This window comes from Pseudomonas caspiana, assembly GCF_040224095.2.
Taxonomy (GTDB): domain Bacteria; phylum Pseudomonadota; class Gammaproteobacteria; order Pseudomonadales; family Pseudomonadaceae; genus Aquipseudomonas; species Aquipseudomonas caspiana.
The window spans coordinates 4,124,055-4,148,669 of record NZ_CP167995.1; the positions used below are offsets into that span (position 1 = coordinate 4,124,055).

Annotated in this window: 19 protein-coding genes; 5 read left to right on the forward strand and 14 right to left on the reverse strand. The window is 58.3% G+C overall.

What is annotated here, in order from left to right; translation table 11 throughout:
- Positions 1–109: 109 nt before the first annotated feature.
- Positions 110–1,429, reverse strand: a complete 1,320-nt coding sequence (locus tag ABRP31_RS18755) for an MFS transporter (RefSeq protein WP_349972726.1) — start codon at positions 1,427–1,429, stop codon at positions 110–112.
- A 204-nt stretch (positions 1,430–1,633) separates the two neighbouring features.
- Here ABRP31_RS18755 and ABRP31_RS18760 point away from each other — a divergent pair, with 204 nt between their 5' ends.
- Entirely contained in the window at positions 1,634–3,379 is a 1,746-nt protein-coding gene (locus tag ABRP31_RS18760) for an IlvD/Edd family dehydratase (RefSeq protein ID WP_349972725.1), read from the forward strand.
- A gap of 184 nt (positions 3,380–3,563) precedes the next feature.
- Positions 3,564–4,286 carry a FadR/GntR family transcriptional regulator gene (locus tag ABRP31_RS18765; RefSeq protein WP_087265582.1) on the forward strand — a complete coding sequence of 241 codons (723 nt, stop codon included), beginning with the start codon at positions 3,564–3,566 and terminating at the stop codon, positions 4,284–4,286.
- Positions 4,287–4,393: 107 nt separating this feature from the next.
- Here the strand turns inward: ABRP31_RS18765 and ABRP31_RS18770 are convergent, their stop codons facing one another.
- The 8 genes from ABRP31_RS18770 to ABRP31_RS18805 form a co-directional block, all read right to left on the reverse strand.
- Positions 4,394–6,778 carry an RND family transporter gene (locus ABRP31_RS18770; protein WP_372489451.1) on the reverse strand — a complete coding sequence of 795 codons (2,385 nt, stop codon included), beginning with the start codon at positions 6,776–6,778 and terminating at the stop codon, positions 4,394–4,396.
- 36 nt (positions 6,779–6,814) lie between these two features.
- Positions 6,815–7,921 carry a YCF48-related protein gene (locus ABRP31_RS18775; RefSeq protein WP_349972724.1) on the reverse strand — a complete coding sequence of 369 codons (1,107 nt, stop codon included), beginning with the start codon at positions 7,919–7,921 and terminating at the stop codon, positions 6,815–6,817.
- Between the two features lie 401 nt (positions 7,922–8,322).
- Positions 8,323–10,989: an aminopeptidase N gene (gene pepN / locus ABRP31_RS18780; protein ID WP_349972723.1), complete on the reverse strand. Its 2,667-nt coding sequence runs from the start codon at positions 10,987–10,989 to the stop codon at positions 8,323–8,325.
- A gap of 11 nt (positions 10,990–11,000) precedes the next feature.
- Entirely contained in the window at positions 11,001–11,831 is an 831-nt protein-coding gene (locus ABRP31_RS18785) for a DUF2797 domain-containing protein (RefSeq protein WP_193441851.1), read from the reverse strand.
- Positions 11,828–12,088 carry a YeaC family protein gene (locus ABRP31_RS18790; RefSeq protein WP_027902009.1) on the reverse strand — a complete coding sequence of 87 codons (261 nt, stop codon included), beginning with the start codon at positions 12,086–12,088 and terminating at the stop codon, positions 11,828–11,830. The genes ABRP31_RS18785 and ABRP31_RS18790 overlap by 4 nt, the downstream gene beginning before the upstream one ends.
- A 38-nt stretch (positions 12,089–12,126) precedes the next feature.
- Positions 12,127–12,999 carry a rhomboid family intramembrane serine protease gene (locus tag ABRP31_RS18795; protein WP_349972722.1) on the reverse strand — a complete coding sequence of 291 codons (873 nt, stop codon included), beginning with the start codon at positions 12,997–12,999 and terminating at the stop codon, positions 12,127–12,129.
- Positions 12,999–13,967, reverse strand: a complete 969-nt coding sequence (locus ABRP31_RS18800) for a metallophosphoesterase (RefSeq protein ID WP_349972721.1) — start codon at positions 13,965–13,967, stop codon at positions 12,999–13,001. The genes ABRP31_RS18795 and ABRP31_RS18800 overlap by 1 nt, the downstream gene beginning before the upstream one ends.
- On the reverse strand, positions 13,967–14,857 hold the full coding sequence (locus tag ABRP31_RS18805; protein WP_087265571.1) for an NAD(+) kinase: 891 nt from the start codon (positions 14,855–14,857) through the stop codon (positions 13,967–13,969). Before ABRP31_RS18805 ends, ABRP31_RS18800 begins: the two co-directional genes overlap by 1 nt.
- Positions 14,858–15,087: 230 nt before the next feature.
- On the opposite strand from ABRP31_RS18805, the gene ABRP31_RS18810 reads away from it, so the two are divergent.
- Positions 15,088–16,083: a DUF1853 family protein gene (locus ABRP31_RS18810; RefSeq protein WP_349972720.1), complete on the forward strand. Its 996-nt coding sequence runs from the start codon at positions 15,088–15,090 to the stop codon at positions 16,081–16,083.
- Positions 16,084–16,086: 3 nt separating this feature from the next.
- Here the strand turns inward: ABRP31_RS18810 and ABRP31_RS18815 are convergent, their stop codons facing one another.
- The 4 genes from ABRP31_RS18815 to ABRP31_RS18830 form a co-directional block, all read right to left on the reverse strand.
- The gene (locus ABRP31_RS18815; protein ID WP_349972719.1) at positions 16,087–17,316 is read right to left on the reverse strand and encodes an MFS transporter; all 1,230 of its coding nucleotides are present in this window, start codon (positions 17,314–17,316) and stop codon (positions 16,087–16,089) included.
- A gap of 282 nt (positions 17,317–17,598) precedes the next feature.
- The gene (locus ABRP31_RS18820; RefSeq protein WP_349972718.1) at positions 17,599–18,942 is read right to left on the reverse strand and encodes an MFS transporter; all 1,344 of its coding nucleotides are present in this window, start codon (positions 18,940–18,942) and stop codon (positions 17,599–17,601) included.
- 148 nt (positions 18,943–19,090) lie between these two features.
- Complete coding sequence (locus ABRP31_RS18825) at positions 19,091–20,122, reverse strand: 1-aminocyclopropane-1-carboxylate deaminase (RefSeq protein WP_349972738.1); 1,032 nt, start codon at positions 20,120–20,122, stop codon at positions 19,091–19,093.
- A 194-nt stretch (positions 20,123–20,316) separates the two neighbouring features.
- A complete protein-coding gene (locus tag ABRP31_RS18830) occupies positions 20,317–22,353 on the reverse strand; it encodes an NADPH-dependent 2,4-dienoyl-CoA reductase (RefSeq protein ID WP_349972717.1) in 2,037 nt (678 codons plus the stop codon).
- A 321-nt stretch (positions 22,354–22,674) separates the two neighbouring features.
- On the opposite strand from ABRP31_RS18830, the gene ABRP31_RS18835 reads away from it, so the two are divergent.
- Complete coding sequence (locus ABRP31_RS18835; RefSeq protein WP_349972737.1) at positions 22,675–23,523, forward strand: glycoside hydrolase family protein; 849 nt, start codon at positions 22,675–22,677, stop codon at positions 23,521–23,523.
- Here the strand turns inward: ABRP31_RS18835 and ABRP31_RS18840 are convergent.
- Positions 23,517–23,744: a hypothetical protein gene (locus ABRP31_RS18840; protein ID WP_349972716.1), complete on the reverse strand. Its 228-nt coding sequence runs from the start codon at positions 23,742–23,744 to the stop codon at positions 23,517–23,519. The genes ABRP31_RS18835 and ABRP31_RS18840 overlap by 7 nt on opposite strands.
- A gap of 595 nt (positions 23,745–24,339) precedes the next feature.
- Between ABRP31_RS18840 and ABRP31_RS18845 the strand changes: the two genes are divergently transcribed.
- On the forward strand, positions 24,340–24,588 hold the full coding sequence (locus ABRP31_RS18845) for a hypothetical protein (protein WP_087265558.1): 249 nt from the start codon (positions 24,340–24,342) through the stop codon (positions 24,586–24,588).
- Positions 24,589–24,615: the final 27 nt, after the last annotated feature.

Here is a 24,615-nt window from a genome sequence, read left to right on the forward strand (position 1 = left end):
GGTCCACGCGATCTAAAGTGAATTGCGAGCCCTATCGCGAGCGAGCTCTGCTCCCACAAAAACTGTATTCCAACTCAAGCCATTGGAAATTTATCCGCGCCATCCCGTGTCAGGCTTGGCGGCTGCGGGCGCTGGCGGCGAAGTCGCTGGCGGGTAGCACATGTTTGCGTTCCAGCAAGTGGTAAACCACGCCGGTCAATACCAGGCCGAAGACCATCACCCCGGACAGGAAGTACAAACCCGAAGCCAGATTGCCGGTGTATTCCTTGAGCGCGCCGATCACGAACGGACCGATGTAGCCACCGAGATTGCCCACTGAATTGATCAGGGCGATACCGGCCGCCGCACTTGCCCCCGCGAAGAAACGGCCGGGCAAGGTCCAGAACACGGCGGTGCAGGAAAACAGCGCGAAGGCCACCAGACACAACGCCGCCAGTTGCGCGACCGGCAATGACAGCCAGGCACTGAGGAAAAGACCGATGGCACCCAGCACATAAAGCACCGCGAGGTGTCCGTAACGGTCATTCAGTCGGTCGGAACTGCGTGGGACGATCAGCAGGCCGATGATCCCGAAGATGTAAGGCACCGAGGACACAAAGCCAGTGACCAGATCCGTTCCGCCGAACTGTTTGATCAGCGTTGGCAGCCAGAGGCCCAGACCATAAATGCTCAAGGTCACGGGCAGGTAAAACAGCGCCAGCAATAGAACGCGCTTGTCCTTCAGGGCGTGCAACGGATTGCCGTGACGCGTTTGACCGTACTCTTCCAGGTCCTTTTTCAGTTCACCGGTGAGCCAGTTTTTCTCGGTCTCATTCATCCATTTAACCTGATGTGGACCGTCCGGCAACCAGCGCAGCACCGGCCAGGTCAGCAGAATGGCCGGGGTGCCGATCACGATAAACAGCCACTGCCAACCGTGCAGACCCAGCACGCCATCCATGCCCAGTAAACCACCGGACACGGGCCCGGTGATCATCATGGCAATAGGTTGGGAAAGGATGAACAGACCGAGGATCTTGCCGCGATTACGAACCGGGAACCACTGCGTGATGTAGTACAGCACGCCCGGAAAGAAGCCCGCCTCGGCCGCGCCTAGCAGAAAGCGCATCACATAAAAGCTGTGCGGCCCCTGCACGAAGGCCATGCCGATGGTGATAGCGCCCCAGGTAATCATGATCCGCGCGAACCAACGGCGGGCGCCGAAGCGTTCAAGCATCAGGTTGCTGGGGATTTCAAACAGGAAATAGCCGATGAAAAACAACCCGGCGCCCAGCCCATAGGCCGCGTCGCCGATACCGATGTCCGCGCCCATGTGCAACTTGGCGAAGCCCACGGCAGAGCGGTCCACATAAGCGATCAGGTAAAGCAGGATCAGGAAGGGAATCAATTTCAGGGTGATGCGGCGAATAAGCCTGAGTTCCTGGCTCATGTGTGCGATCTCCAATTGTTCTTGTTATGGAGTGGAGATCGCCTCTGGCCTGGAGCAAATCAGATGCTTTTGCCAGGGTCGGCCCCTCACTGAAAATCGACTATATAGTATTACTATTTAGCTAACAACTCTTCCCATGACGCGAATTTGCGCTTAACTTAGCCATCAGAAAAGCCATTAAGTCTTACAATAAGAGAGCCGATCATGTCTGATTCCGATAAAAACCCCCTGCGTTCTGCCCAATGGTTTGGTACTGCCGACAAGAACGGCTTCATGTACCGCAGCTGGATGAAGAATCAGGGGATCGCCGATCACCAGTTTCAGGGCAAGCCCATCATCGGCATCTGTAACACATGGTCGGAACTCACCCCTTGCAACGCCCATTTCCGGCAAATCGCCGAGCACGTCAAACGTGGCGTGATTGAAGCAGGCGGCTGGCCTGTGGAATTCCCGGTGTTCTCCAACGGCGAATCCAACCTGCGCCCCACGGCGATGTTTACCCGCAACCTGACTAGCATGGATGTCGAAGAGGCGATTCGCGGCAACCCCATCGACGGCGTAGTGCTGCTCACCGGGTGTGACAAAACCACACCGGCCCTGCTGATGGGCGCGGCCAGTTGCGACGTGCCCGCCATCGTGGTCACCGGCGGGCCAATGCTCAACGGCAAACACAAAGGCAAGGACATCGGCTCCGGCACCGTGGTCTGGCAAATGCACGAAGCCTATAAAGGCGGGCAAATCACCCTCGACGATTTCCTCGCGGCGGAAGGCGGCATGTCCCGCTCGGCAGGCACCTGCAACACCATGGGCACCGCCTCGACCATGGCGTGCATGGCTGAAGCGCTTGGCACTTCCCTGCCCCACAACGCGGCGATTCCAGCCGTGGACTCACGACGTTATGTGCTGGCCCATATGTCGGGCATGCGCGCCGTGGAAATGGTCAAAGAAGACCTGCGCCTGTCGAAGATTCTGACCAAAGCGGCGTTCGAAAACGCGATCCGCGTCAACGCGGCGATTGGCGGCTCAACCAACGCGGTGATCCATTTGAAAGCCATCGCCGGGCGCATCGGCGTCGATCTGGAGCTGGACGACTGGACCCGCATGGGTCGCGGCATGCCGACCATTGTTGACCTGCAGCCTTCCGGGCGTTTCCTGATGGAGGAGTTCTACTACGCCGGTGGCCTGCCCGCCGTGCTGCGCCGTATGGACGAAGCCAACTTGCTGCCTAACCCGGATGCGTTGACCGTCAACGGAAAATCCATTCGCGAGAATACTCAAGGCGCGCCGATTTATGGCGAAGACGAAGTGATCCGTGCCCTCGATAATCCGATCCGCGCTGACGGCGGCATCTGTGTATTGCGCGGCAACCTGGCGCCATTGGGTGCAGTGCTCAAGCCTTCGGCGGCTACTGCCTCATTGATGCAACACCGGGGTCGCGCCGTGGTGTTCGAAAACTTCGACATGTACAAGGCACGGATCAACGATCCGGATCTGGACATCGACGCAAACTCGATCATGGTCATGAAAAACTGCGGCCCCAAGGGGTATCCGGGCATGGCCGAAGTCGGCAACATGGGCTTGCCTGCCAAACTGCTGGCACAGGGCGTGACCGACATGGTGCGGATTTCCGATGCGCGCATGAGCGGAACGGCCTACGGCACGGTGGTTTTGCACGTGGCACCCGAAGCAGCCGCCGGCGGTCCATTGGCGGTGGTGCAGGAAGGTGACTGGATCGAGCTCGATTGCGCCAGCGGCCGTTTGCATCTGGACATTCCCGAAGCAGAACTCGCCGCCCGCCTGGCCGACTGGCAGCCACCGCAACAACAGCAACTGTTGGTCGGCGGCTATCGCGAATTGTATGTGAAGCATGTGCTGCAGGCCGATCAGGGTTGCGACTTCGACTTCCTGGTGGGCATGCGCGGGGCTGAGGTGCCAAGGCATTCTCACTGATCGATAGAAAAGCCCAGCCCCAACAGAAGGGCGCGATCTAAAGTGGGAGCAGAGCTTGCTCGCGATAAGGTACATGCGATCTACAGCGAATCGCATCCAGCCTTATCGCGAGCAAGCTCTGCTCCCACACAACGCCGATGCTATGATGCCCCGCACTCATCGCTCAGGATCGACTTGCGTCCCCATGGATTACCGAAAGCCTTCCGACCGTAAAAGCATGCACGCCCGCATCGTTCAGGAGCTGGGCATGCAGATCGTCTCCGGACGTTTCAAGCCTGATGAAAAGCTGCCTGCCGAAGCCTTGCTTTGTGAGGAGTACGCTGTCAGTAGACCGGTGTTGCGCGAAGCCACCCGAGTGCTGGTGGCCAAGGGTTTGGTTTACTCGCGTCCGCGCGTCGGAACGGTGGTCAAGGCCCGTCGCGAATGGCATCTGCTCGATCCGGATGTATTGCACTGGATCATGCAATGCACCCCACAAAATGAATTCTTCAATTTGCTGACCAGCGTCCGTGCGGTCATCGAACCCGCGGTTGCCGCCCTCGCCGCGCAACATGCCACTGATGAAGAAATCGCTTCGATTGGTGAGGCTTACCAACGCATGGAAGCCGCGCCAACTCCTGAGGCGCTGTTGCAACCCGACCTGGACTTCCACAGCCGGATAGCCGACGCGACTCACAACGACTTGCTCGCACACCTGTGCAACATGCTTTCACTGGCATTGCGTGAAGCGCTCAAGCACTCCAACCAGCGGCCCAATTTGCATGAGTTGGCATTGCCGCGTCACAAGGCAATCCTCACCGCCATCGAAAACCGTGACGCACTGGGCGCACGGCATGCAACGCTGGTGCAGCTTGATGATGCGAGGAATGCGTTGAGCGTGGTGTTGGGGCGGGAGTTGGGCTTGTAACCCTGTTAATTGCGTTACATTGTGGGAGCCGGGCTTGCCCGCGATTGGATTCACACCCTATCGCGGGCAAGCCCGGCTCCCACAGTTAAACCGCATGTCCTCTGATCTCAATGTGAAAACAACGAATTCCCCACCTTGCCCGCCATTTTCTCCGGTTTGATCAGGAACCGCGCCAGCGCGGGCAGCAGCCATAGTGCGCCAAACATGTTCCACAGCAGCATAAAGGTCAGCATCAGGCCCATGTCAGCCTGGAACTTGATCGCCGAGAAGATCCAGGTACACACGCCAATCGCCAGACACAAGCCGGTGAACAGCACCGCTTTACCGGTGGATTTCAGGGTTTCGTAGTACGCCTCTTGCAACGGCAAGCCCGCGCGCAGGAAGCTTTCCAGACGGCTGTAGATATAAATGCCGTAATCGACACCAATCCCTACACCCAGCGCCACCACCGGCAAAGTCGCGACTTTGACGCCGATACCCATAAACGCCATCAATGCGTTGCCCAGCACCGAGGTCAGTACCAGCGGCAACACGATGCACAGGGTCGCCGCCCACGAGCGGAAGGTGATCATGCACATCACCGCCACGCAGATGTAGACCAGAATCAGGATGGTCAACTCGGAACGCTTGATCACCTCGTTGGTGGCGGCTTCAATCCCGGCGTTACCGGCAGCCAGGAGGAACTCCAGGCCTTCACGATTGTTCTCGGCAGCGAATTCCTGCACAGCATGCACAGCGCGGTCCAGGGTTTCGGCCTTGTGGTCATTGAGGAAAACCAGCAGCGGCGCTAACGAGCAATCGTTGTTGTACAAGCCGTCAGCCCGGGCGATGGAACTGTTGAGCACGTCTTTATTGCGCGACAGCGCTTCCCATTTCAGGTTGCCCTCGTTCATGCCCTTGATGACCTGCTTGGAAACTGTCACCAGCGAGATCGCCGACTGTACGCCCGGCGTGTTCTCCATCTTCCAGGTCAGTTCGTTGATGGCAGACATGGTCGGGTAAGCCGAACAGCCTTCGCGTGGCGTCTTGACCATCACGACCAACACGTCGGAGCTGGTGGAATAGTGGTTGATGATGAAGCTGTTGTCCTGGTTGTAGCGCGAGTCGGGACGCAGTTCCGGAGCGCCCTGATCAAGGTCGCCGATCTTCAGGTTCTGGCTGTACCAAAGCCCGCCGCCGAAGGCCAGCAACGCCAGCACGATGGACACCGGAGCGACTTTGGCGCTGGCAAAGTTCGACAGCAAACGCCAGAACGGATGCTCGGACACTGCGTCTTCCTTGCTACGGCTGATAGCCTTTTTACTGATACCGGCGTAGGAAATCGCGACAGGGAGAAGAATCAGGTTGGTGAAGACGATGACGGCTACACCTATCGATGCACCAATCGCCAGTTCGCGAATAACCCCGATATCGATGATCAGCAACGTGATGAAACCCACCGCATCCGCAAGAATCGCGATCATGCCCGGCAGGAACAATTGGCGGAAGGTGCGCCGCGCTGCGGTCAGGGCGTTGTCGGCGTCACTGGATTGCAAGGCAATACCATTGATCTTCTGCACGCCGTGGGAAATGCCGATAGCAAAAATCAGAAACGGCACCAGCATCGAATACGGGTCCAGACCGAACCCGACCACATGCATCAGCCCCAACTGCCAGACAACCGCAATCAGCGTGGTACTCAATACGGCAACGGTGCTGCGGATGCAGCGCGTAAACCAGATCAGCAGGACCAGAGTAATCACGAAGGCGACGCCAAAGAACAACACCACCATCACCAGGCCGTCGATCAGGTCGCCGACCTTCTTGGCGAAGCCTACGATATGAATCTTGATGTTGGGGTTCTGCGCCTGGTACTTGTCGCGGATTTTCTCTTCGAGCTGGTGGGAAAACTGCTGATAATCGAGCTTGATCAGCTTGCCCTGATCCTGTGGGTCCGGGTAGGACTCCAGCAGCGGCACATCAACGATGCTCGACTTGAAGTCGTTGGCCACCAGACGCCCGACCTGGCCTGACTTGAGTACGTTGTTACGCAGTTGATCGAGGCTGTCGTCGGAACCGTCGTAACTCTGCGGGATGACTTCGCCACCGGCAAAACCCTCCTCGGTCACTTCGGTCCAGCGCACGCTGGGGCTCCACAAGGATTTCAGGCCAGAGCGATCGACGCCGGAGATATAGAAGACTTCGTCGTTGATTTCGCGCAAGGTCTCCATGTACTGCTTCGAAAATATGTCGCCATCCAGCGCTTCGACAGAGATCCTTACTGTATTGCCCAGGTTGGCCAGATCGTTGCGATGCTCCATCATTTTCTGGATGAAGGGGTGATCCAGCGGGATCATTTTTTCAAAGCTGGTCGACGGCCGAACCAAGGTCGCCTGCCAGAACAGAAAGATACTGACCAGCAAGCAGATGACGATCACTGCTGGTCGATTATTGAAGATCAAGCGCTCAAGAAAGGTTGCCTTGTCGCCGCTGTGCTGCTGAGTGTCGTGCAGATTACTCATGCCGGAATTTCCCCGCCCTGATCGTTCTTATTGTTGGCTAGACTCGGCGCCCGTCGGCGAGGTGACGCGCACGCCTCCTTGTCCAACCAGAATCAGATTGCCTTGCGCATCGGCCGTCACCCCGGACAGCGAAATCCGGTCGGGACGGTTGAAAACCTGAAAGCTCAGACCATTGTCGGTACTGCGCATCACGCTGCCGCCGTTACCCACCAGGACCAGAGAGCCGTCCGCCAGCAGCGTCGCGTTGGACAGCCCGAACTCCAGCGGCCCGCGCGCGGCCTTCAATTCGATGGGCTCCCAGGTATCGCCAAAATCACTGGAGCGATAGAGATTGCCGCGCAGCCCGTAAACCAGCAGCGTGCCGGGCTGGCCGGTGCCGATCGCCCCAAACAGCGAGCCCTGATACGGCCCTTCAAGCTTTTCCCAGGATTCGCCATCGTCACCCGAACGGAACATTGCCCCCGCCTCACCCACCACAAACAGACCGCTGTCTGCGACGTGGGCGATACCGTTGAGGTGGTACTGGTCTTCATTGTCGAGACGATCACTGACGTCTTCCCAGTGTTGGCCGCCATCCAGAGTGGTCAACAACATGCCGTAAGCACCGAGGGCAAAACCGGTCGTGGTGTCCTTGAACCAGACATCCAGTAACGGCGCTTCTCGGGAAAGGTCTTCGAACTGCTTGACCCAGCTGACGCCGCCATCGTTGCTGGCAAGAATCTGCGCATCGTGGCCGACGGCCCAGCCGTGTTTGTCATCGACGAAATACACCGCCGTCAGCATTTGACGGGTGGGCACTTTGGCCTGGGTCCAGGTCTTGCCCTGATCGTCGGAATACAAAATGTGTCCGCGCTCGCCCACCACGACCAGGCGCGCACCCGCATGGGCGACGTCCAGCAACAGGCTGCGAGAGGATTTGGCAGATTCAATGGAATAAAGAGTGCTCTGAGTCGAGTCAGGGCTTTGGCTCACACTTTCGGTGGCCGCCATTGATGACACGCCAACACTTGATAAAGCCATTAGTGCGAACAGCGACCAGGCTGTCGCCAAGGGCTTGCCCATTCGTAATGCCAATGGCCGTCCGACTGCCGGATGCCCATCGGACTGCGTGCGCCGATTAACAGGCTCACTCATGAAGCGTCCCCTTTCCATTATTTTTATTAGGCGACTTTTATCAGAAAACCCTGGCGAAGCGCTCTAGCCTTGGACTTCTGGAAGCCGACCTATCCTATCCAGCTTTGGAAACTCATGACAATCGACATATGGCTATCTTTGGTCGAGGCCTCTTGCGTGATTGGTGGATTATCAGTTGGGGTGATGCTGGCAATACACGCCTCTGTAGGAAGTGTGGCCATCCCAGTGTAGGCCGGGATTGACGCTCCGGCCTGCGAAGGTCAGAACTGATAGGCTAAAGCCAGTCCAACAAGAGCGAGAGCAGGCCAACGCAGAATATCCTGAAGAGCCTGGCCCTCATCTACATGCCCATAAAAAGGGGCCTACCGCTTGCACGGAAGGCCCCTACATCACAGGCATCATTACTCGGCGAGGCTTTTGCTCACCACTTCGAACACGTCGCTGGACAGCTCACCCGAGTCACGGATGCGCACCAGTTCGGCCTTCATCAGTGCCTGACGTTTGCTGTCGTATTTGCGCCAGCGAGTCAGGGGCGCCAATTGGCGCGAGGCGATCTGCGGGTTGAAGCCGTTGAGCTGGATCACCAGATCGGCCAGGAAGCGGTAGCCCGAGCCGTCCGCCGCATGGAAGTTGATCAGGTTCTGCCCGGCAAAAGCACCGATCAGTGCACGGACCTTGTTCGGGTTCTTGATGTTGAACGCCGGGTGTTGCATCAACGCCTTGACCCGCTCTAGCCCACCCGGCAGCGGGCTGCCTGCCTGGACGCTGAACCACTGATCCATAACCAACGGGTTGTCTTTGAAGTTCTCGGCAAACACTGCCAGCGCCTTGTCTTTCTCGGCGGTGAACGGCGAGTTGACCAGCACGGCAAGGGCCGTCAGGCGCTCGGTCATGTTGTCGCTGGTGTCGAACTGCTCAATGGTCGCGGCCAACACTTCGGGTTTTTCACTGAGCATCAGGTACGACAGTGCAATATTTTGCAAAGCACGACGTGCGAAATGCTCGGCTTCAGCCAGGTACTCGGTGGCTTTCGACACCTTGCGATTGGCCGTGTAGCGAGCCCACAAACCGTCGAACAGACTGTCGGCGAGCTGCTTGCGGACAAATTCGCGGGCAGCGTGGATCGCATCGACGTCAGCCACTTCACTGATTTCAGTCAGGTAGGCTTCGCCCGGTAACGACAGCATCTCGGCAATCATGGCCTGATCCAGCGAGGTATCCGCCAGAACGGTGCCCAATGCGGTAATCAGCCGCTGATCGAGGACCAGCGGCTGGCCTTTCTGATGCTGGCCGATCAACTCTTGCAGTACCTGCACGGACAATTGCTGGCCCGCATCCCAGCGATTGAAGCCGTCGCTGTCGTGCTGCATGAGGAACATCAACTGGTCGCGGTTGTACGGGAAGCTGAGTTTTACCGGCGCCGAGAAACCACGCAGCAACGACGGCAACGGCTGTTCAGCGATATCAACGAAGGTGAATGTCTGCTCGGCTTCGGTGACGGAAATCACCCGCGTGGTGCCAGCGGCTGCGTCTTCGCCTTGCAGGCGCAACGGGATTTCGCCGCCCTGCTTGTCCAGCAAGCCTAGCTCTACGGGAATCACGAACGGTTTCTTCGCATCGCCCGGTTGACCCGGTGTGGTCGGGCAACTCTGGCGGAAGGTCAGGCTGTAGGTTTTTGCTGCGCTGTCGTAAGACTCGCTGACCGCCAGACGTGGCGTACCGGCCTGGCTGTACCAGCGTTTGAACTGGGTCAGGTCGACACCATTGGCATCTTCCATGGCCTTGATGAAGTCATCGCAGGTCACGGCCTGGCCGTCATGGCGCTCAAAGTACAGATCACTGCCTTTGCGGAAACCCTGTGCGCCGAGCAAGGTGTGAAGCATGCCCACGACTTCCGAGCCTTTTTCGTACACGGTCAGGGTGTAGAAGTTGGAAATCTCGATAAAGCTGTCCGGGCGCACGGCGTGAGCCATCGGGCCGGCATCTTCGGCGAACTGGTGGGTACGCAGGTAGGCCACGTCCTGAATGCGCTTGACCGTGGCCGAGTTCATGTCTGACGAAAAACCCGCATCGCGGTAAACCGTAAAGCCTTCTTTCAACGACAGTTGAAACCAGTCGCGGCAAGTGACACGGTTGCCCGACCAGTTGTGGAAGTATTCGTGGGCAACGATAGCCTCGACCCGCTGATGTGCGGCATCGGTAGCGGTTTCGGCGCGAGCCAGCACCGCGCTGGAGTTGAAGATGTTGAGGCCCTTGTTCTCCATGGCGCCCATGTTGAAGTCATTCACGGCGACGATCATGAAGATATCCAGGTCGTACTCACGGCCGTAGGCTTCTTCATCCCAACGCATGGACTTTTTCAGGCTGGTCATGGCGTGCTGGCATTTGTCGATGTTTTCCGGCTCGACGTAAATGCGCAGTGTCACCTCGCGGTTGCTCACGGTGGTGAACTTGTCCTCGACACACCACAAATCACCAGCCACCAGCGCAAACAGGTACGCCGGTTTCATGAACGGGTCTTCCCAGGTCGCCCAGTGCCGACCGTCATCTTCCGGGCCGCTGGCAATTGGGTTGCCGTTGGAGAGCAAGACCGGGAAGTTGTGCTTGTCGGCACTCAGGGTCGTGGTGAACTTGCTCATCACGTCCGGACGGTCAAGGTAATAGGTGATCTTGCGGAAGCCTTCGGCCTCACACTGGGTGCAGAACATGCCGCTGGACTTGTACAGCCCTTCCAGTGCGGTATTGGTTTCCGGATGGATGCGCACGCTGGTGTCGACCGTGAACGACTCGGCCGTAGGGTGCAGGGTCAGGTGATCCGGGGTCAGTTGGTAATCAGCAGCGCTCAGTTCGACGTCGCCCAGCTTGACCGACAGCAGTTCCAGCAACTGACCGTCCAGCACCAGCGGCGGCAAACCCGCGCCACGCTCGGGATTGCGGCGCATCACCAATTGCGCGTGAACCAGCGAGTGGTCATCGAACAGCTCGAACGTCAGGTGCGTTTCGTCGATGAGGTACTCAGGAGCCTGATAGTCCTTCAGGTAGATCATTTGCGGTTGTTCGGTGCGCATGATGAGTCCTCTTACTGATGCACGGCGAGCTGATAAGCCGTGTATTTACGAATATTGATCACGCCGGTATCGAAGATCAGGTACTGGCCCTTGACCCCCATTAAAGTGCCTTCGGCGATCGGGTTCTTGTCCAGATTGAAGCTGACGATCTTGGTCGGGTACGCCTCGACGGGGTAGCGGATCTCGATCGGTTCGACGTCATGCAGCATTTGGATGGCCTGCAAGCCGAATCGTTCTTGCAATCCGGCCAGCCCTTCAGCGCAGCTTTCAAACAGCTGCTGGCGAATAGCGGCCAGATCCACCGGCTGCGCATCACCCTTGAGCAGCGCGCGCCAGTTGGTGCGGTCGGCAACCTGACTGCGCAGCAGATCCTCGACAAAACCGGACTGCTGACGGGTCGCAACGCGCATGATCGGTAGCGCCTGACTGGCACCCTGATCCAGCCAGCGGGTCGGCAACTGGGTGGCACGGGTGATACCGACTTTGACGCCCGACGAGTTGGCCAGATATACCACGTGATCGGTCATGCAGAACTGCTCGCCCCACGCCGGGTCGCGGCAAGTGCCGTGCTCGTGGTGGCATTTTTCCGGGCTCATGATGCAGATGTCGCACTGCGCCAGCTTGAGCATGCACGGGTAGCAATAACCCTGGCTGTAGCTGGACTTGGTCTTGCGCCCGCAATGGCTGCAATGGATCGCACCCAGGAACTCCAGACGCACCGTTTTGCCAATCAGCGGGTTGACCGGAATTTCGGTATCGCCCAGACGAAACGCATATTCAACCTGCGAGGCATTAAGCCGCGCCGACATTTTGTTGACTGCTCCGCGACCAATCTCAATCAATGGATGGCATCCGACTTGAACAGGATATTCGGCACAGTGGTGGACTTGGACGCACATTCCTGCGGGCCCATGTAACCGATGCGCTGGTCTTCCGGCAGGTTCTGCACTTCCCAGGCGATCAACGCCTGCAAGGACAACTCACGCTGCTCCTGAGTCAGCTTGCGGCCATCGGACCACTTCCCGATTTCTACCGCCAACTTCAGGCTTTCGTAGATGTCCGGGGTGATGTTTTCAATCATTTCGGCAAAAGAGGACATAGCGCACTCCTGGCTCTCAATTAAACAGCATTCAAAAATCAGGCTCTGACCCGGGCAATTGCCCCACCAATCAGACCCGTTACACAACCGATGATCAGTCCGCCGACATGCGCGCCGTTGGCAATTTCGCCAAAACCCAGCATGCCGACCAGCCCTGACAGACACAGCACCAACCAGACCAGCATCATCACCAGCACACCGCGCGGTAAACGATAGATGGGGTTGGGCGCCAGCAATTGAAAGATCCAGCAGTGACCCAACAGTCCATACAGCACGCCGGACAAGCCACCAAACAGGCTGGCACCGCCAAACTGATATTGAATAGTGTTGGAAACAGCGCTGAACAGCAGGGTCAGGCCCAGCAGATGCAAACTGCCTTGACGCCACTCGATACGGCGGCCCAGCTCCCAGTACCACATGGCGTTCATCGCCAGATGCAGGATGCCGAAGTGAATCAGCATCGGCGTGACGATCCGCCACCACTGACCGGCCGCGAGACTGTCACCCGGCGGCAGGAACGTCGCGTATTCACCCTGAACGCGGAAATCGAGAAAGGTCAGCCAGCGCACTGCGTCGAGATTTTCCCCCAGCAGGGTAATGGCGCCTACGATCAAACAGGCCAGCAGCACCAGCGTGGTGACCGGACTGTCGCGCAGTTGCTGAACGAAACTACGCCGTGGAGCCTGGGTGCTTTGTTCCCCTGGCGGCAGTTGATAATGCTCATCGCCTTCCGGGTATTGCTGATACAAAGCACGAATATCGTCCGCCAGTTGCGGCGTATCAGGCACCCACAGCACTTGCTCGCCCGCCTCCTCGCTCACCCGGTGCGGCACACGCAGACGGTTCAGCAGGCTGATGAAACCGCTCAGATCGGTGGTCAACGGCAGACGCAATACAGCAACAGGACTCATCAAACAGCCTCGGGACGTTCAACATCGACCCAGACGAACTTGTCCGGATCGATGCAGGTTTCCTGGTCCAGCCGATAGGCGACCAGTTTGCCGTAGAGCACGGCGCTGTAATCCAGACACGCCAGGTTCGGCCGGATGGGGGCGGGAATACCGCTGCGCCAGTAATGGCCGACGAACAGCATCGGCTCGTCAGCGCCATAGCGCAGCAAAGCGTTCTTTTCAGTCGTAGAGAGCGGCGTTTTGGCGACGCCTTCCGGCAACGCATCCGGCTGAAACACCACGTCGCCGTAGGTTTGCGGGTCGTCTTCCCAGAACTTGGTGCGGAAAAACTCCCGGGTCAGACCATCGCCGCCGGTCAGAGTGATGCCGTGGGGCAAGCGCATGTCAGTGCCGCGCAACAAGCGATCAAACACTGCGCAGGCAAAACTGCCCTGCACCGCCGAGGCCTGAACGAACTGCTCATTAATGCATCCGCCGCCATGCATCGTGATCAACGGCGTGATCAGGCTGGCATCCCAGCAAGCGTGCACCACGCGGAAACGTCCTGCATCCATGAACAGTGGCAACTCGTAGAACCAGTCGACGAATTCCTTCCACTCATCCGGATAGGCCTCGAACTGAGTCAGCGTCTCGCCCATGAGCCGGCTGTGACGTAATGAGTGCTCTCGGACAAACTGCTTGCCGCTCTCCGGCGGGGCCGGTGTGTGCCAGCCCAGCGCGTTGAATTCGTGGTTGCCCATGATGCACAGCGCATGACCGGCCAACACCATGTCACGCACGATATGCAGCGACTCGCGAATCAGTGGACCGCGGTCGATGATGTCGCCGAGGAATAACGCGATGCGTTCAGGATGGCGCCACACGCCCGCCTGAAAGCGATAACCCAACACGCTGAGCAGTTTTTGCAGCGTATGGGCACATCCATGCACGTCACCGATCAAATCGTAGCTACGCGCGGGATCGAGCATCAGTCGCCTCCACCACCAAGTCGGCTACCCCAGCCAAGCTTGGTGCGACAGACTTCGTAATAGTTGTGATCAAGTGGATGAATCAGGCGCAGCTTCTGTGGTTTCTTGCTGACCGTGATGGTGTCACCCGGCGCGCAGGTAAAATGGTTCTGGCCGTCGCAGGAGACTTGCGGATAAATCGTCATGTCCTTTGAGACCACGATTTTCAGCTCACTGTTGCCGTCCACCACAATCGGCCGCCCGGACAATGTGTGCGGGTACATCGGCACAATGACGATGGCATCCAGCTTGGGATGCATGATCGGCCCGCCAGCGGATAGCGCGTAAGCGGTCGAACCGGTAGGCGTAGCGACGATCAGGCCGTCGGCCTTCTGGCTGCACACGAACTGGCCGTCGATGTAGATCTCGAATTCGATCATCCGTGTCGACTTGCCGGGGTGCAGCACCACATCATTGAGCGCGTCGCCCTGACCGATGGCTTCGCCGTGGCGGCGGACTTCGGCCTGCAGCAGGAAGCGGTTTTCCACCAGATAGTGGCCGTCGAGCACCTCGGCGACTTTGACTTCCAGTTCGTCAGGGCGGATATCGGTGAGGAAGCCCAGGCTGCCACGGTTGATGCCCAGCACCGGCGTATTGTGCTTGGCCAGCGCACGGGCCGCGCCCAGCAGACTGCCGTCGCCACCGACAACTATCACCAGATCGCAGACTTCACCCAGCATCTTGCGCGATGAGGTTTGCAGGCTGTGGCCGGGCAACACTTCGGCAATGGTGTCTTCCAGAATGACGTGCAGGTGCCGTTCCAGCAGGAATCTCTTGAGTCGGCGCACGGTATCGAGCACCTGAACACTGCCCAGGCGGCCGATGATGCCGATATTACGAAACTGCTCCATGGGGCTCCTGCGGGGTTCGATGCGGCTTAAAGACAGCGATTATGGGCGAAAGGCCGGGGTAGCGGCAATTGATCGTTCCCGGATCTTCGCCCTGTAGGAGCTGCCGAAGGCTGCGAAAAGGTCGGAACGACCTTCCACAGGTCTGATTAAACGTCCGGTTCCCGGCCGATCGCAGCCTTCGGCAGCTCCTACTTTGACCGATGGTTGCCAGTTAAGGCTATCCTGCGCTCATGACTCTCTTCCCCAGCCTCACCCACCTGCCCCGCCAGTTACGCACGCCGCAAGTGCGGGACCTGGCTTGGGTAATCCTCGCGCCGCCAATGCTGGGCGAAACACCGTGGCCGCAGCGTCATCCATTGACGGCGAGCGACTGGGTGCAACAACCGCAGCTATTGGCAGATTTTCTGTTCAGGCTGGATCAGGACAGCAGCGCCCTGCTCCACTGGTTGGCACAAGCCGCTACAAGGCGGCTGGGTTTGTACTACGAGCGCTTGTGGCAATTTGCAGTGGCGCACGCCCCTGGTGTCGAAATGATCGCCGCCAACCTGCCGATTCGCCTGGGTGGACAAACCCTGGGGGAACTGGACATGTTGCTGCGCGACGCCGACGGCGTGCACCACGTGGAGTTGGCGATAAAACTCTATCTGGGGCCGCAGCAAGGTGACGGCAGCGATCCTGCGCAGTGGCTGGGGCCGGGTTGCCGTGATCGGCTTGACCTCAAACTTGCCCATCTGAGCCAACATCAACTGCCGATTTCCGCGCGCCCGGAAAGCCGTGAGTTGCTAGCCGCGCTGGGTATCGAAGCGTTCGATGCCCGATTATGGCTGGGCGGCTATCTGCTTTATCCGTGGCCCGGACAGACCGACTCCCCGCAGGGTGCACATTATCAGCACTTGCGCGGCCGCTGGCTGCATCAAAAGGATTGGCAGGCATTTACCGCGCAACGCCCCGAAGGTCGCTGGCAGTTGCTGCCCCGACACGCCTGGCTGGCCCCGGCCCATTACGCCGAAGCCTGGACCGAACCACAACTGCAGGAATGGCTGGAACAGCTTGATCCCCTGGCTCCGGCGCAACTGCTGGTACGGCTGACAGAAAATCGCGAAGGCGAATGGGAGGAAGCCGAACGGGTGTTTCTGGTTTCGGACATCTGGCCTCGGCTGGGCGATACGAGCAACACGGCTCAGCTTGAAGATCAGCCAACCGCGCTACCTGTTTCGCCCGTCTGATCGTCAGGCGGCCTTTTTAGTACGCGGCAGCAGAATCGCCATGATGCCCAGCAGCGGCAGGTACGAACACAGGTTGTAGACGAACAGGATGCCGTGGCTATCCGCCAGATAGCCCAGCAAGGCCGCACCGATCCCGCCAAAGCCGAACATCAGGCCGAAGAAAATCCCGGCGATCATGCCGACATTACCCGGCACCAGTTCCTGGGCGTAGACCACGATGGCGGAAAACGCAGAAGCCAGAATGAAGCCGATGATCACGCTCAGCACGCTGGTCCAGAACAGATCGGCATACGGCAGCGCGAGGGTGAACGGCGCAGCGCCGAGAATCGAGAACCAGATCACTGCCTTACGGCCAATCCGGTCACCAATCGGACCACCGAAGAACGTGCCCGCAGCCACCGCGCCAAGAAACAGGAACAGGTACAGCTGGGAGTTAGCCACCGACAGGTCGAACTTCTCGATCAGGTAGAAGGTGAAGTAACTGGTGATGCTCGACATGTAGAAGAACTTGGAGAAAATCAGAAACGCCAGCACGACCAGCGCGCCAGTGACACGACCTTTCGACAGGCCATGACTCGCAGCCTGACCTTGCTTGAGCTTGAACAGATTCAAGTGCGTGCGATACCAGCGGCTGATGGCGTACAGCAGGCCTACGGAAAACAATGCGATCAGCCCGAACCAGGCCACATGCCCCTGACCGAACGGAATGATGATTGCTGCGGCCAGCAACGGGCCAAGCGCTGAACCGGTGTTACCACCTACCTGAAAGGTTGACTGCGCAAGCCCAAACCGCCCGCCCGACGCCAACCGTGCAATGCGTGAGGCTTCGGGGTGAAAAGTCGAAGAGCCGATACCAATAAGGGCCGACGCCAGCAGAATCATTGGGAAGCTGCCCACCACAGCCAGCATCAGAATGCCGATCAAGGTACACAGCGAGCCAACCGGCAACACCAGCGGATTGGGGTGACGGTCGGTGTAATAACCCACCCACGGCTGCAACAGCGATGCGGTAATCTGAAACGTCAGGGTAATCAGGCCGATCTGCGTGAAGGTCAGGCCGTAGCTGTCCTTGAGCAGCGGATAGATCGACGGCAGCACCGCCTGAATCAAGTCGTTGACCAGATGCGCCAGTGCCACAGCACCGATGATGCGCATGACCAATGGACTGCTGGTGCTGGTAGTCGTGGGAGTTGCAGCAGGAATTGCGCTGGGAGGGGAGTTGCTGACGGCCATGGATTTCATCCGCGAAGCTATTGGATGTGCCACGACCCGGTTATTGCAAGATATGTCAGCGGCACAAGGTCCGCCAATGTGCCATTTTTTGGGGCATGGCCGCTACATTTTGTTGCGGGGGAAAGGGTTATCACTGGATAAACAAGTTTTGTGGGAGCCGGGCTTGGTCTGGGCGGCATTCCGACGATGCATAAGACAAGGATAGAAGCCACACCGCGTTATCGTTTATCGCCGGTATGCCGTCCAGACCAAGCCCGGCTCCCACAGGGTTGCATTGCAAATCTAGACTTGAGTCGCTGCCACACCCGGCTCGCCCTTCTCCCCCGTCGGCACATCGTGCAGCGATATTCGCGAAGTCTCCGGCAAGGCCAGGCCGCCCGCCAGTGCCAGCAACGCAACCGCGATCAGGTAGAACGCAGGAGACAAGTTGCTGCCAGTGGTGGTGATCAGCCACGTCGCCATCAACGGCGCGGTGCCGCCAAAGATCGTATAAGCCATGTTGTAGGTGATCGCCGAAGCGGTATAGCGCGTGCGGGTCGGGAAGGTTTCCGAGAGCAGCGCGGCCGTGACCACGCCACACAGTACCGCGCCGACTGCCAGCAGCATCACACCCACGATAGACGCCGCGAACGAGCCCGAACTGGCCATCAGGAATGACGGAAAGACCACCACGATCAACAGCGCGCAAGCCGTCATGACCGTCACGCGGCGCCCGACCTTGTCCGAATACAAACCGGCCAGCGGGCAAATCGCTGCGGCGAAGAGCAAGGCGATCAACGACACCAGTAACGCCGTTGCCCGGCTCAGCCCGCCCGCCACTTGCAGGTAAGTGGCGAAGTACGTGGTGAACATATAGAACGACAACGCCGTCAGCGATACGAATGCGCCCAGGCAGCAGATTGCCGCGCCGTGGTGGCGCAGGGTTTCCTTGAGAGGCGAATGAGCGACGTCATGCTCCTGCGTCACCGCCTGGAATGCCGGAGTTTCGTCCAGCTTCCAGCGCAGATACAGACCGACCAGCCCCAACGGAGCAGCAATCAGGAACGGCAAGCGCCAGCCCCAACTGCCCATGGCTTCCGGCGTCAGTGATGCTTCAAGGGCGTAGGCAACTACTGCCGCTGCGGCGAACGCGGAAAAGGTCGAGACCGGGACAAAGCTGCCGTACCAGGCTCGCTTGTCGCTGGGCGCATGTTCCATGAGGTAGGCGCAGGCACCGGCGTATTCACCGCCTGCAGAAAAACCCTGCGCACAACGAATGACCGTCAACAGAATCGGCGCCATCACGCCAATTGCCGCGTAAGTGGGCAACAGGCCAATCAATGTCGTGGCAGCGGCCATCAACAGGATGGTCATTGCCAGCGTGCGTTTGCGGCCGATCCGGTCGCCAAGCATGCCGAAGAAAATCCCGCCCAAAGGCCGGAAGGCAAAGGCCACCGCGAAGACCGCGAAAGTTTTCAGCAGCGCCGCGCTGGCGTCACCACTGGGAAAGAATTGCTGAGCAATGGCCGTGGCCAGAAAGCCATAGACGGCGAAGTCGAACCATTCGACGAAGTTGCCGATGGCGGCGGCGACAATCACTTTTCTCAGCGTTTTGGGGCTGACTTGTTCCGTAGCGGCGCTTGTCATGCTGGACCTCGACATTTCATCAGGAAGCTATCGATTATCGGGACAGTCACTGCAACGGCTCACTCTGAAAGTGTCATCCGCGTATTCAGGACCGACCCCACCGCAATTCAATAGCGCATGATTCATGCCAGAGGCTTTGGATCAATGATTACAAGCCCATAGCCCGTCGACCTTGCAGGCCGCCGGTGTGGATGAAAATCAGCCGGGTGCCCGCCTGAAAACGCCCGGCAACTACCTCATCGTGCAGGGCCAACAGCGCCTTGCCGGTGTACAGCGGTTCGAGGGGGATGCCGCTTTGGGATTCGCTGGTCGTGATGAAATCCAGCAGGTAAGGATCGGTTTTGGCGAAGCCACCACGGCTGGCGCTGACGAGGATGTAGTCATCCCTTGCCTGGATAGGAGCGAACTTGTTCGCGAGATCTGCCTGACACCACACTGCCTCGCGAACAAGTTCGCTCCTACCGGTTTTGCGATGCTCCAGAATTGCCGCGACATTCTGCTCAACCCCATGATCATCCGGCACCGCCATGGCGCCATACACCGGGTGCGCGCCCTTTTCTGCCAGGACCAGACCCGCCAGCGTTGTGCCCGTCCCGGCAGCCAGCCAACAGCCGTGGTAATCACTCCAGCCCAGCTCGCCTGCCTTTTCGCGCACCATGTCCAGCAAACCGGCACAACCCAGCGCGCCGGGCAAACCTCCGCCGCCTTCCGGGATCGGGTAGAAATCAGGGTATTGCGTCAGCCACGACGACCAGAAGCCAGGTTCATGCCGTGCGCGATAACCGGCGTAGCCAAGCCAGTGCAGCTGCATGCCGAACGCCTGCAGATCGACCGTGGTTGGCGTCTCCACAGCATGGCCACGCAACAACCCGACCGTGGCAAAGCCAAACCGCTTGCCCGCAGCCGCCAACGCATGCAGATGATTGGAATGCGCGCCGCCCAGACTGATAACGCCTTGGGCATTGGCCTCACTGGCGGCCTCCAGGTGATGGGCAAGCTTGAACCACTTGTTACCGCTGATCAGCGGATCGATGAGGTCCAGGCGCAGGACTGCGACCTCGACACCGGCATGGGTCAGCCAAGGCACATTGAGCCGCTGGAGCGGCGCATTGGGTTGCCAGTGGATGGGACTGATAGACACGAGGATGGGGCCGCTGAACGGAGTGCGGGAGTTTAGCATTGCATTGATAAAATCAGCCTTGCTCAAACTGTAGGAGCGCACGAGCACCGCGAGGCCGCGATAGCGATGTATCAGACAGAACGCCATCGCGGCCTCGCGGTGCTCGTGCGCTCCTACAGGTTCATCGTTTGGCGCGAGACAGCGCGGTGTCAGAGACTCTTGATTGCATTTTTAAAGTGAAACCGAGTGAAGCCCTACAACCCCGCCGCCAACCTTGAACCCTGATCGATCGCCCGCTTGGCATCCAGCTCTGCCGCGACGTCTGCGCCGCCGATCAGGTGTACGGCCTGCCCGGCCGCAACCAGCCCGTCATACAGTTCGCGCAACGGATCTTGTCCGGCGCAGATCACGATGTTGTCCACCGGCAACACTTTCTCTTCACCTTCACCGATACGGATGTGCAAGCCAGCGTCGTCGATGCGCAGGTATTCGACGCTGTTGAGCATCTGTACCTGTTTGTTCTTCAAACCGGTACGGTGAATCCAGCCAGTGGTCTTGCCCAGTCCGTCGCCGACCTTGGACGCCTTGCGCTGCAACAGGAATACCTGACGCGCCGGGGCATGCAACTCCGGTTTGATCCCCGCCACGCCACCCCGCGCTTCAAGATGGGTATCGATGCCCCATTCTTTCCAGAACGCAGTGCGATCCAGACTGGTGGAAATGCCCTGATGCACCAGAAACTCCGAAACGTCGAAACCGATACCGCCAGCGCCGATCACCGCAACGCTCTGTCCTACCGGTTTGCGTTGCAGGATCACGTCAAGATAACTCAACACCTTGGGATGATCGATGCCCGGAATCGCCGGGATGCGTGGCGCAATACCGGTGGCCAGAATCACCTCGTCGTACCCGGCGCCGAGCAAATCCTCAACGGCGACACGCGTATTGAGCCGCACATCAACGCCCGTGGTTTGCAGCTTGCGAGCGAAGTAACGCAAGGTTTCGTAAAACTCTTCCTTGCCCGGCACCCGCTTGGCGATATTGAACTGGCCGCCGATCTCAGCGGCAGAATCGAACAAGGTGACGTGATGCCCACGCTCGGCGGCCACCGTCGATGCCGCAAGGCCCGCAGGACCGGCGCCAATCACAGCGATTTTCTTGCTCTGGCGCGTCGGAATGTAATTCAGTTCGGTCTCATGACAGGCACGCGGATTGACCAGACAACTGGTCAGCTTGCCGCCAAACGTGTGGTCCAGGCAGGCCTGATTACAACCGATGCAGGTGTTGATTTCATCGGCACGCCCCGCCGCTGCCTTGTTCACAAACTCCGGATCCGCGAGAAAAGGCCGGGCCATGGAGACCATGTCGGCATCGCCCTCGCTGAGAATCTGCTCGGCGATTTCCGGCGTGTTGATGCGGTTGGTGGTGATCAGTGGAATGCCCACCGAACCACGCAGCTTGGCAGTGACTTTACTGAAAGCCGCGCGAGGCACCTTGGTCGCAATGGTCGGGATTCGTGCTTCGTGCCAGCCGATACCGGTATTGATGATGGTCGCACCGGCCCGCTCAATGGCTTGAGCCAATTGCACGATCTCTTCCCAGGTGCTGCCGCCTTCAACCAGGTCCAGCATGGACAAACGGAAGATGATGATGAACTCAGGGCCAACGGCCTCGCGAACCCGGCGAACGATTTCCACCGGCAAGCGCATGCGGTTTTCGTAGCTGCCGCCCCAGCGATCTGTGCGGTGGTTGGTATGGGCCGCCAGAAACTGATTGATGAAGTAGCCCTCGGAACCCATGACCTCCACACCGTCATACCCGGCGCTTTGGGCCAGCGTCGAGCAGGTGACGAAATCGGCTATCTGCTTTTCGATCCCCGCTTCGTCCAGCTCGCGAGGTTTGAAAGGATTGATCGGCGCCTGAATGGCACTGGGGGCAACCTGATTCTTGCTGTAGGCATAGCGCCCGGCATGCAGGATTTGCAGGCAGATTTTGCCGCCCGCGGCGTGCACCGCCTGAGTTACTACACGATGCTGCTCAGCTTCTTCAACCGTGGTCAGTTTCGCCGCGCCGGTATAAACACCGCCTTCTTCATTGGGCGCAATACCGCCCGTAACCATCAACCCGACACCACCCGTTGCCCGCTCGGCAAAATACGCCGCCATGCGTTCAAAACCGCCTGGTTTTTCTTCCAGCCCGGTGTGCATCGAGCCCATCAGAGTGCGGTTGCGCAAGGTGGTAAAGCCCAGATCCAGCGGGGCCAGCAGGTGCGGGTAATGAGCGGCGGCCATAAAAACTCCATCGACTGTCACGGAATGCGACCGCCTGAGGCAGCCGTCAATTATTCAGGCCTTCTCGGCCTGTTCGTTGCGCAACAGTAAAGACGAGCTTTGAGACCCGCTCAATGACCGTAAGTGACAAGTTGATGATTTAAACGTGCAGCCATGGCCCAGACTATCGTCGGGATCGCCCCTTGAGCTCTCCTGGCAGCATCGCTTTTCAGTGGGTTGATAAGCGATGGCATCTGAACTGCAAGCAAATGAACGCCACAGCCATTCCAGCAAGACAATTTCACGGAGGATCGAATCATGCAGTTTCGTCACTACCTGCGAATGTTAACCCTGCTCACAGCGTTCAGCCTTGCCCTCGCGACAGTCTCCACGCCGGCCTGGTCAGCCACCAAAAGCGCAAAACGCGGCACCGCCTATGACATAGCATCACCTGCGGACTTGAGTGCTTTGTCCCCGGGAATCAGCTGGTGGTACAACTGGAGTCCGAGGCCCCACGACCGTCTCGCCGCCTATAATTACTCGTCCACCTACGGGGTCGACTTCATCCCCATGGTCTGGAACGCCAACGTCGATGACGGTCAACTGAAACTCTACCTGCAGGCCCACCCGAATATCCGTTACTTACTGGTGATCAATGAGCCCAATCTCGTTGATCAGGCCAACATGACACCCGAGGCCGCCGCGCAATTCTGGCCAAGGCTGGAACAGATATCCGCTCAGACCGGGGTAAAGCTGGTAGGCCCGGCAATGAACTGGGGAACAATGTCCGGTTATGGCGACCCGGTCGTGTGGCTTGATGCCTTCTATGCTGCGTACCGTGCGCAAAATCAGAATCGAGATCCGCAGATCGACTACCTGGCGTTTCATTGGTACGACTATGGGCTGTCAGGCATGCTCGACAGGCTGTCCAAATACGGCAAACCATTTTGGGTCACCGAATTCGCCAACTGGCACTCTCCAATTGACGGGGTCCAGATCGACACGCTTGAAAAGCAAAAACAGCAAATGGCTGAGATGGTGGCGGTCTGCGAGAACCGCGCGGATGTGTTTCGGTATGCCTGGTTTACGGGTCGGATGAATGACGACCCGCACTTTTCGAGCTTGTTGAACGAAGAAGGAAAGCTGACGGAGCTGGGTCAGCACTATCTTTCGCTGCCCTTCAATCAGTAACGTCGTACCGGATGTCGGGTGGTGTTCATCGCGTCCTTGGCCATCAGGGACGCTGCACCGATCTCGGTCAGCCCGCTGATGATGTGCTGGGTATAGGGAAAAGCAGGATCTGCATCCAGCACCCGCTCCGACACCAATAGCCCTTCGTTCACGAGCACATCGATTGCCAACACACAGCGCACGATGGATGGAACGCTTGGTTGACGGCGCACCAACTGCATGTAGATCTGCCCACACGTCAGCTTTCGTGGCTTGCTCCCGCCAGGCTTTCCCTCACTGAGGAGCCAGACCGCTTTTAAAATCGCCAGGTCTAGCGCGAGAGGGTCTCTGAGCTCCGGGATCAATCCGGACTCATGCGGCAGAAAGGAACTCGCTTGGGATGTCACCGATAAACCTCTGGGTACATGAGCCTGAACGACCGCACTTGTCACCCCGTGAGTTTTCTCGCCTGCTGGAATGGGAAGCGTGGTATGCACACTCTCTAACGAACGCGATATGAATGGGGATACGCCTACGGCCAGGCTACTTTAACATCACCAAAACCGAGCTAACGCTCGGTTTTTATAAAAGATTTTTTATAGCTTAAAAATCGTAAATTTCAGAATTTAAAACCAAAATAACTTCCAAAAAAATCAAATAAAATCAAAAATACAAAAAAATCAAAATATACAAGATTTGTAAAACCCAATATATAAATACAATATTTTGCCGCCATAGAACTTTAAGCTCACACTGCGGACTTACTGTCGCAGCCTGTAGTAAACCTCCACGCGCTGACACTTCTTCGTTACCCACTTCTATTTGGAGATTCTCCCGATGGCTAGAAGCTTGCTGCCTCTTGCTGCCATTTTTCTGATGGGCTTCACCACACTTTCTGTATCAGCCGCCGAAAACAAAAATCCCCTGCCCTCGACGTCGAGCGAAGTGCGCGTGGCAGTCGAGGCCAAACGCGAGCAGATCACCGGCGCCGAAAGCGCCACAAAAAGCCAGTCCACCGGTGCGCAAAGCGTGCTGGATGCCCCGGTCGTCACCGACGATGCCCCAGCGACCGATGACGAAAAATAAGTCTTCGTTTGATACGCGGCACATCAC

What these genes read in the sequence shown, in the direction of transcription:
- ABRP31_RS18835 (WP_349972737.1), top strand. Translation starts at nt 22,675, where the DNA reads ATGTTAACCCTGCTCACAGCGTTCAGCCTTGCCCTCGCGACAGTCTCC.
- ABRP31_RS18815 (WP_349972719.1), bottom strand. Translation starts at nt 17,316, where the DNA reads ATGGCCGTCAGCAACTCCCCTCCCAGCGCAATTCCTGCTGCAACTCCC.
- ABRP31_RS18845 (WP_087265558.1), top strand. Translation starts at nt 24,340, where the DNA reads ATGGCTAGAAGCTTGCTGCCTCTTGCTGCCATTTTTCTGATGGGCTTC.
- ABRP31_RS18765 (WP_087265582.1), top strand. Translation starts at nt 3,564, where the DNA reads ATGGATTACCGAAAGCCTTCCGACCGTAAAAGCATGCACGCCCGCATC.
- ABRP31_RS18795 (WP_349972722.1), bottom strand. Translation starts at nt 12,999, where the DNA reads ATGAGTCCTGTTGCTGTATTGCGTCTGCCGTTGACCACCGATCTGAGC.
- ABRP31_RS18760 (WP_349972725.1), top strand. Translation starts at nt 1,634, where the DNA reads ATGTCTGATTCCGATAAAAACCCCCTGCGTTCTGCCCAATGGTTTGGT.
- ABRP31_RS18840 (WP_349972716.1), bottom strand. Translation starts at nt 23,744, where the DNA reads ATGCAGTTGGTGCGCCGTCAACCAAGCGTTCCATCCATCGTGCGCTGT.
- ABRP31_RS18830 (WP_349972717.1), bottom strand. Translation starts at nt 22,353, where the DNA reads ATGGCCGCCGCTCATTACCCGCACCTGCTGGCCCCGCTGGATCTGGGC.
- pepN (WP_349972723.1), bottom strand. Translation starts at nt 10,989, where the DNA reads ATGCGCACCGAACAACCGCAAATGATCTACCTGAAGGACTATCAGGCT.
- ABRP31_RS18755 (WP_349972726.1), bottom strand. Translation starts at nt 1,429, where the DNA reads ATGAGCCAGGAACTCAGGCTTATTCGCCGCATCACCCTGAAATTGATT.
- ABRP31_RS18775 (WP_349972724.1), bottom strand. Translation starts at nt 7,921, where the DNA reads ATGAGTGAGCCTGTTAATCGGCGCACGCAGTCCGATGGGCATCCGGCA.
- ABRP31_RS18810 (WP_349972720.1), top strand. Translation starts at nt 15,088, where the DNA reads ATGACTCTCTTCCCCAGCCTCACCCACCTGCCCCGCCAGTTACGCACG.
- ABRP31_RS18805 (WP_087265571.1), bottom strand. Translation starts at nt 14,857, where the DNA reads ATGGAGCAGTTTCGTAATATCGGCATCATCGGCCGCCTGGGCAGTGTT.
- ABRP31_RS18820 (WP_349972718.1), bottom strand. Translation starts at nt 18,942, where the DNA reads ATGACAAGCGCCGCTACGGAACAAGTCAGCCCCAAAACGCTGAGAAAA.
- ABRP31_RS18825 (WP_349972738.1), bottom strand. Translation starts at nt 20,122, where the DNA reads ATGCTAAACTCCCGCACTCCGTTCAGCGGCCCCATCCTCGTGTCTATC.
- ABRP31_RS18790 (WP_027902009.1), bottom strand. Translation starts at nt 12,088, where the DNA reads ATGTCCTCTTTTGCCGAAATGATTGAAAACATCACCCCGGACATCTAC.
- ABRP31_RS18800 (WP_349972721.1), bottom strand. Translation starts at nt 13,967, where the DNA reads ATGCTCGATCCCGCGCGTAGCTACGATTTGATCGGTGACGTGCATGGA.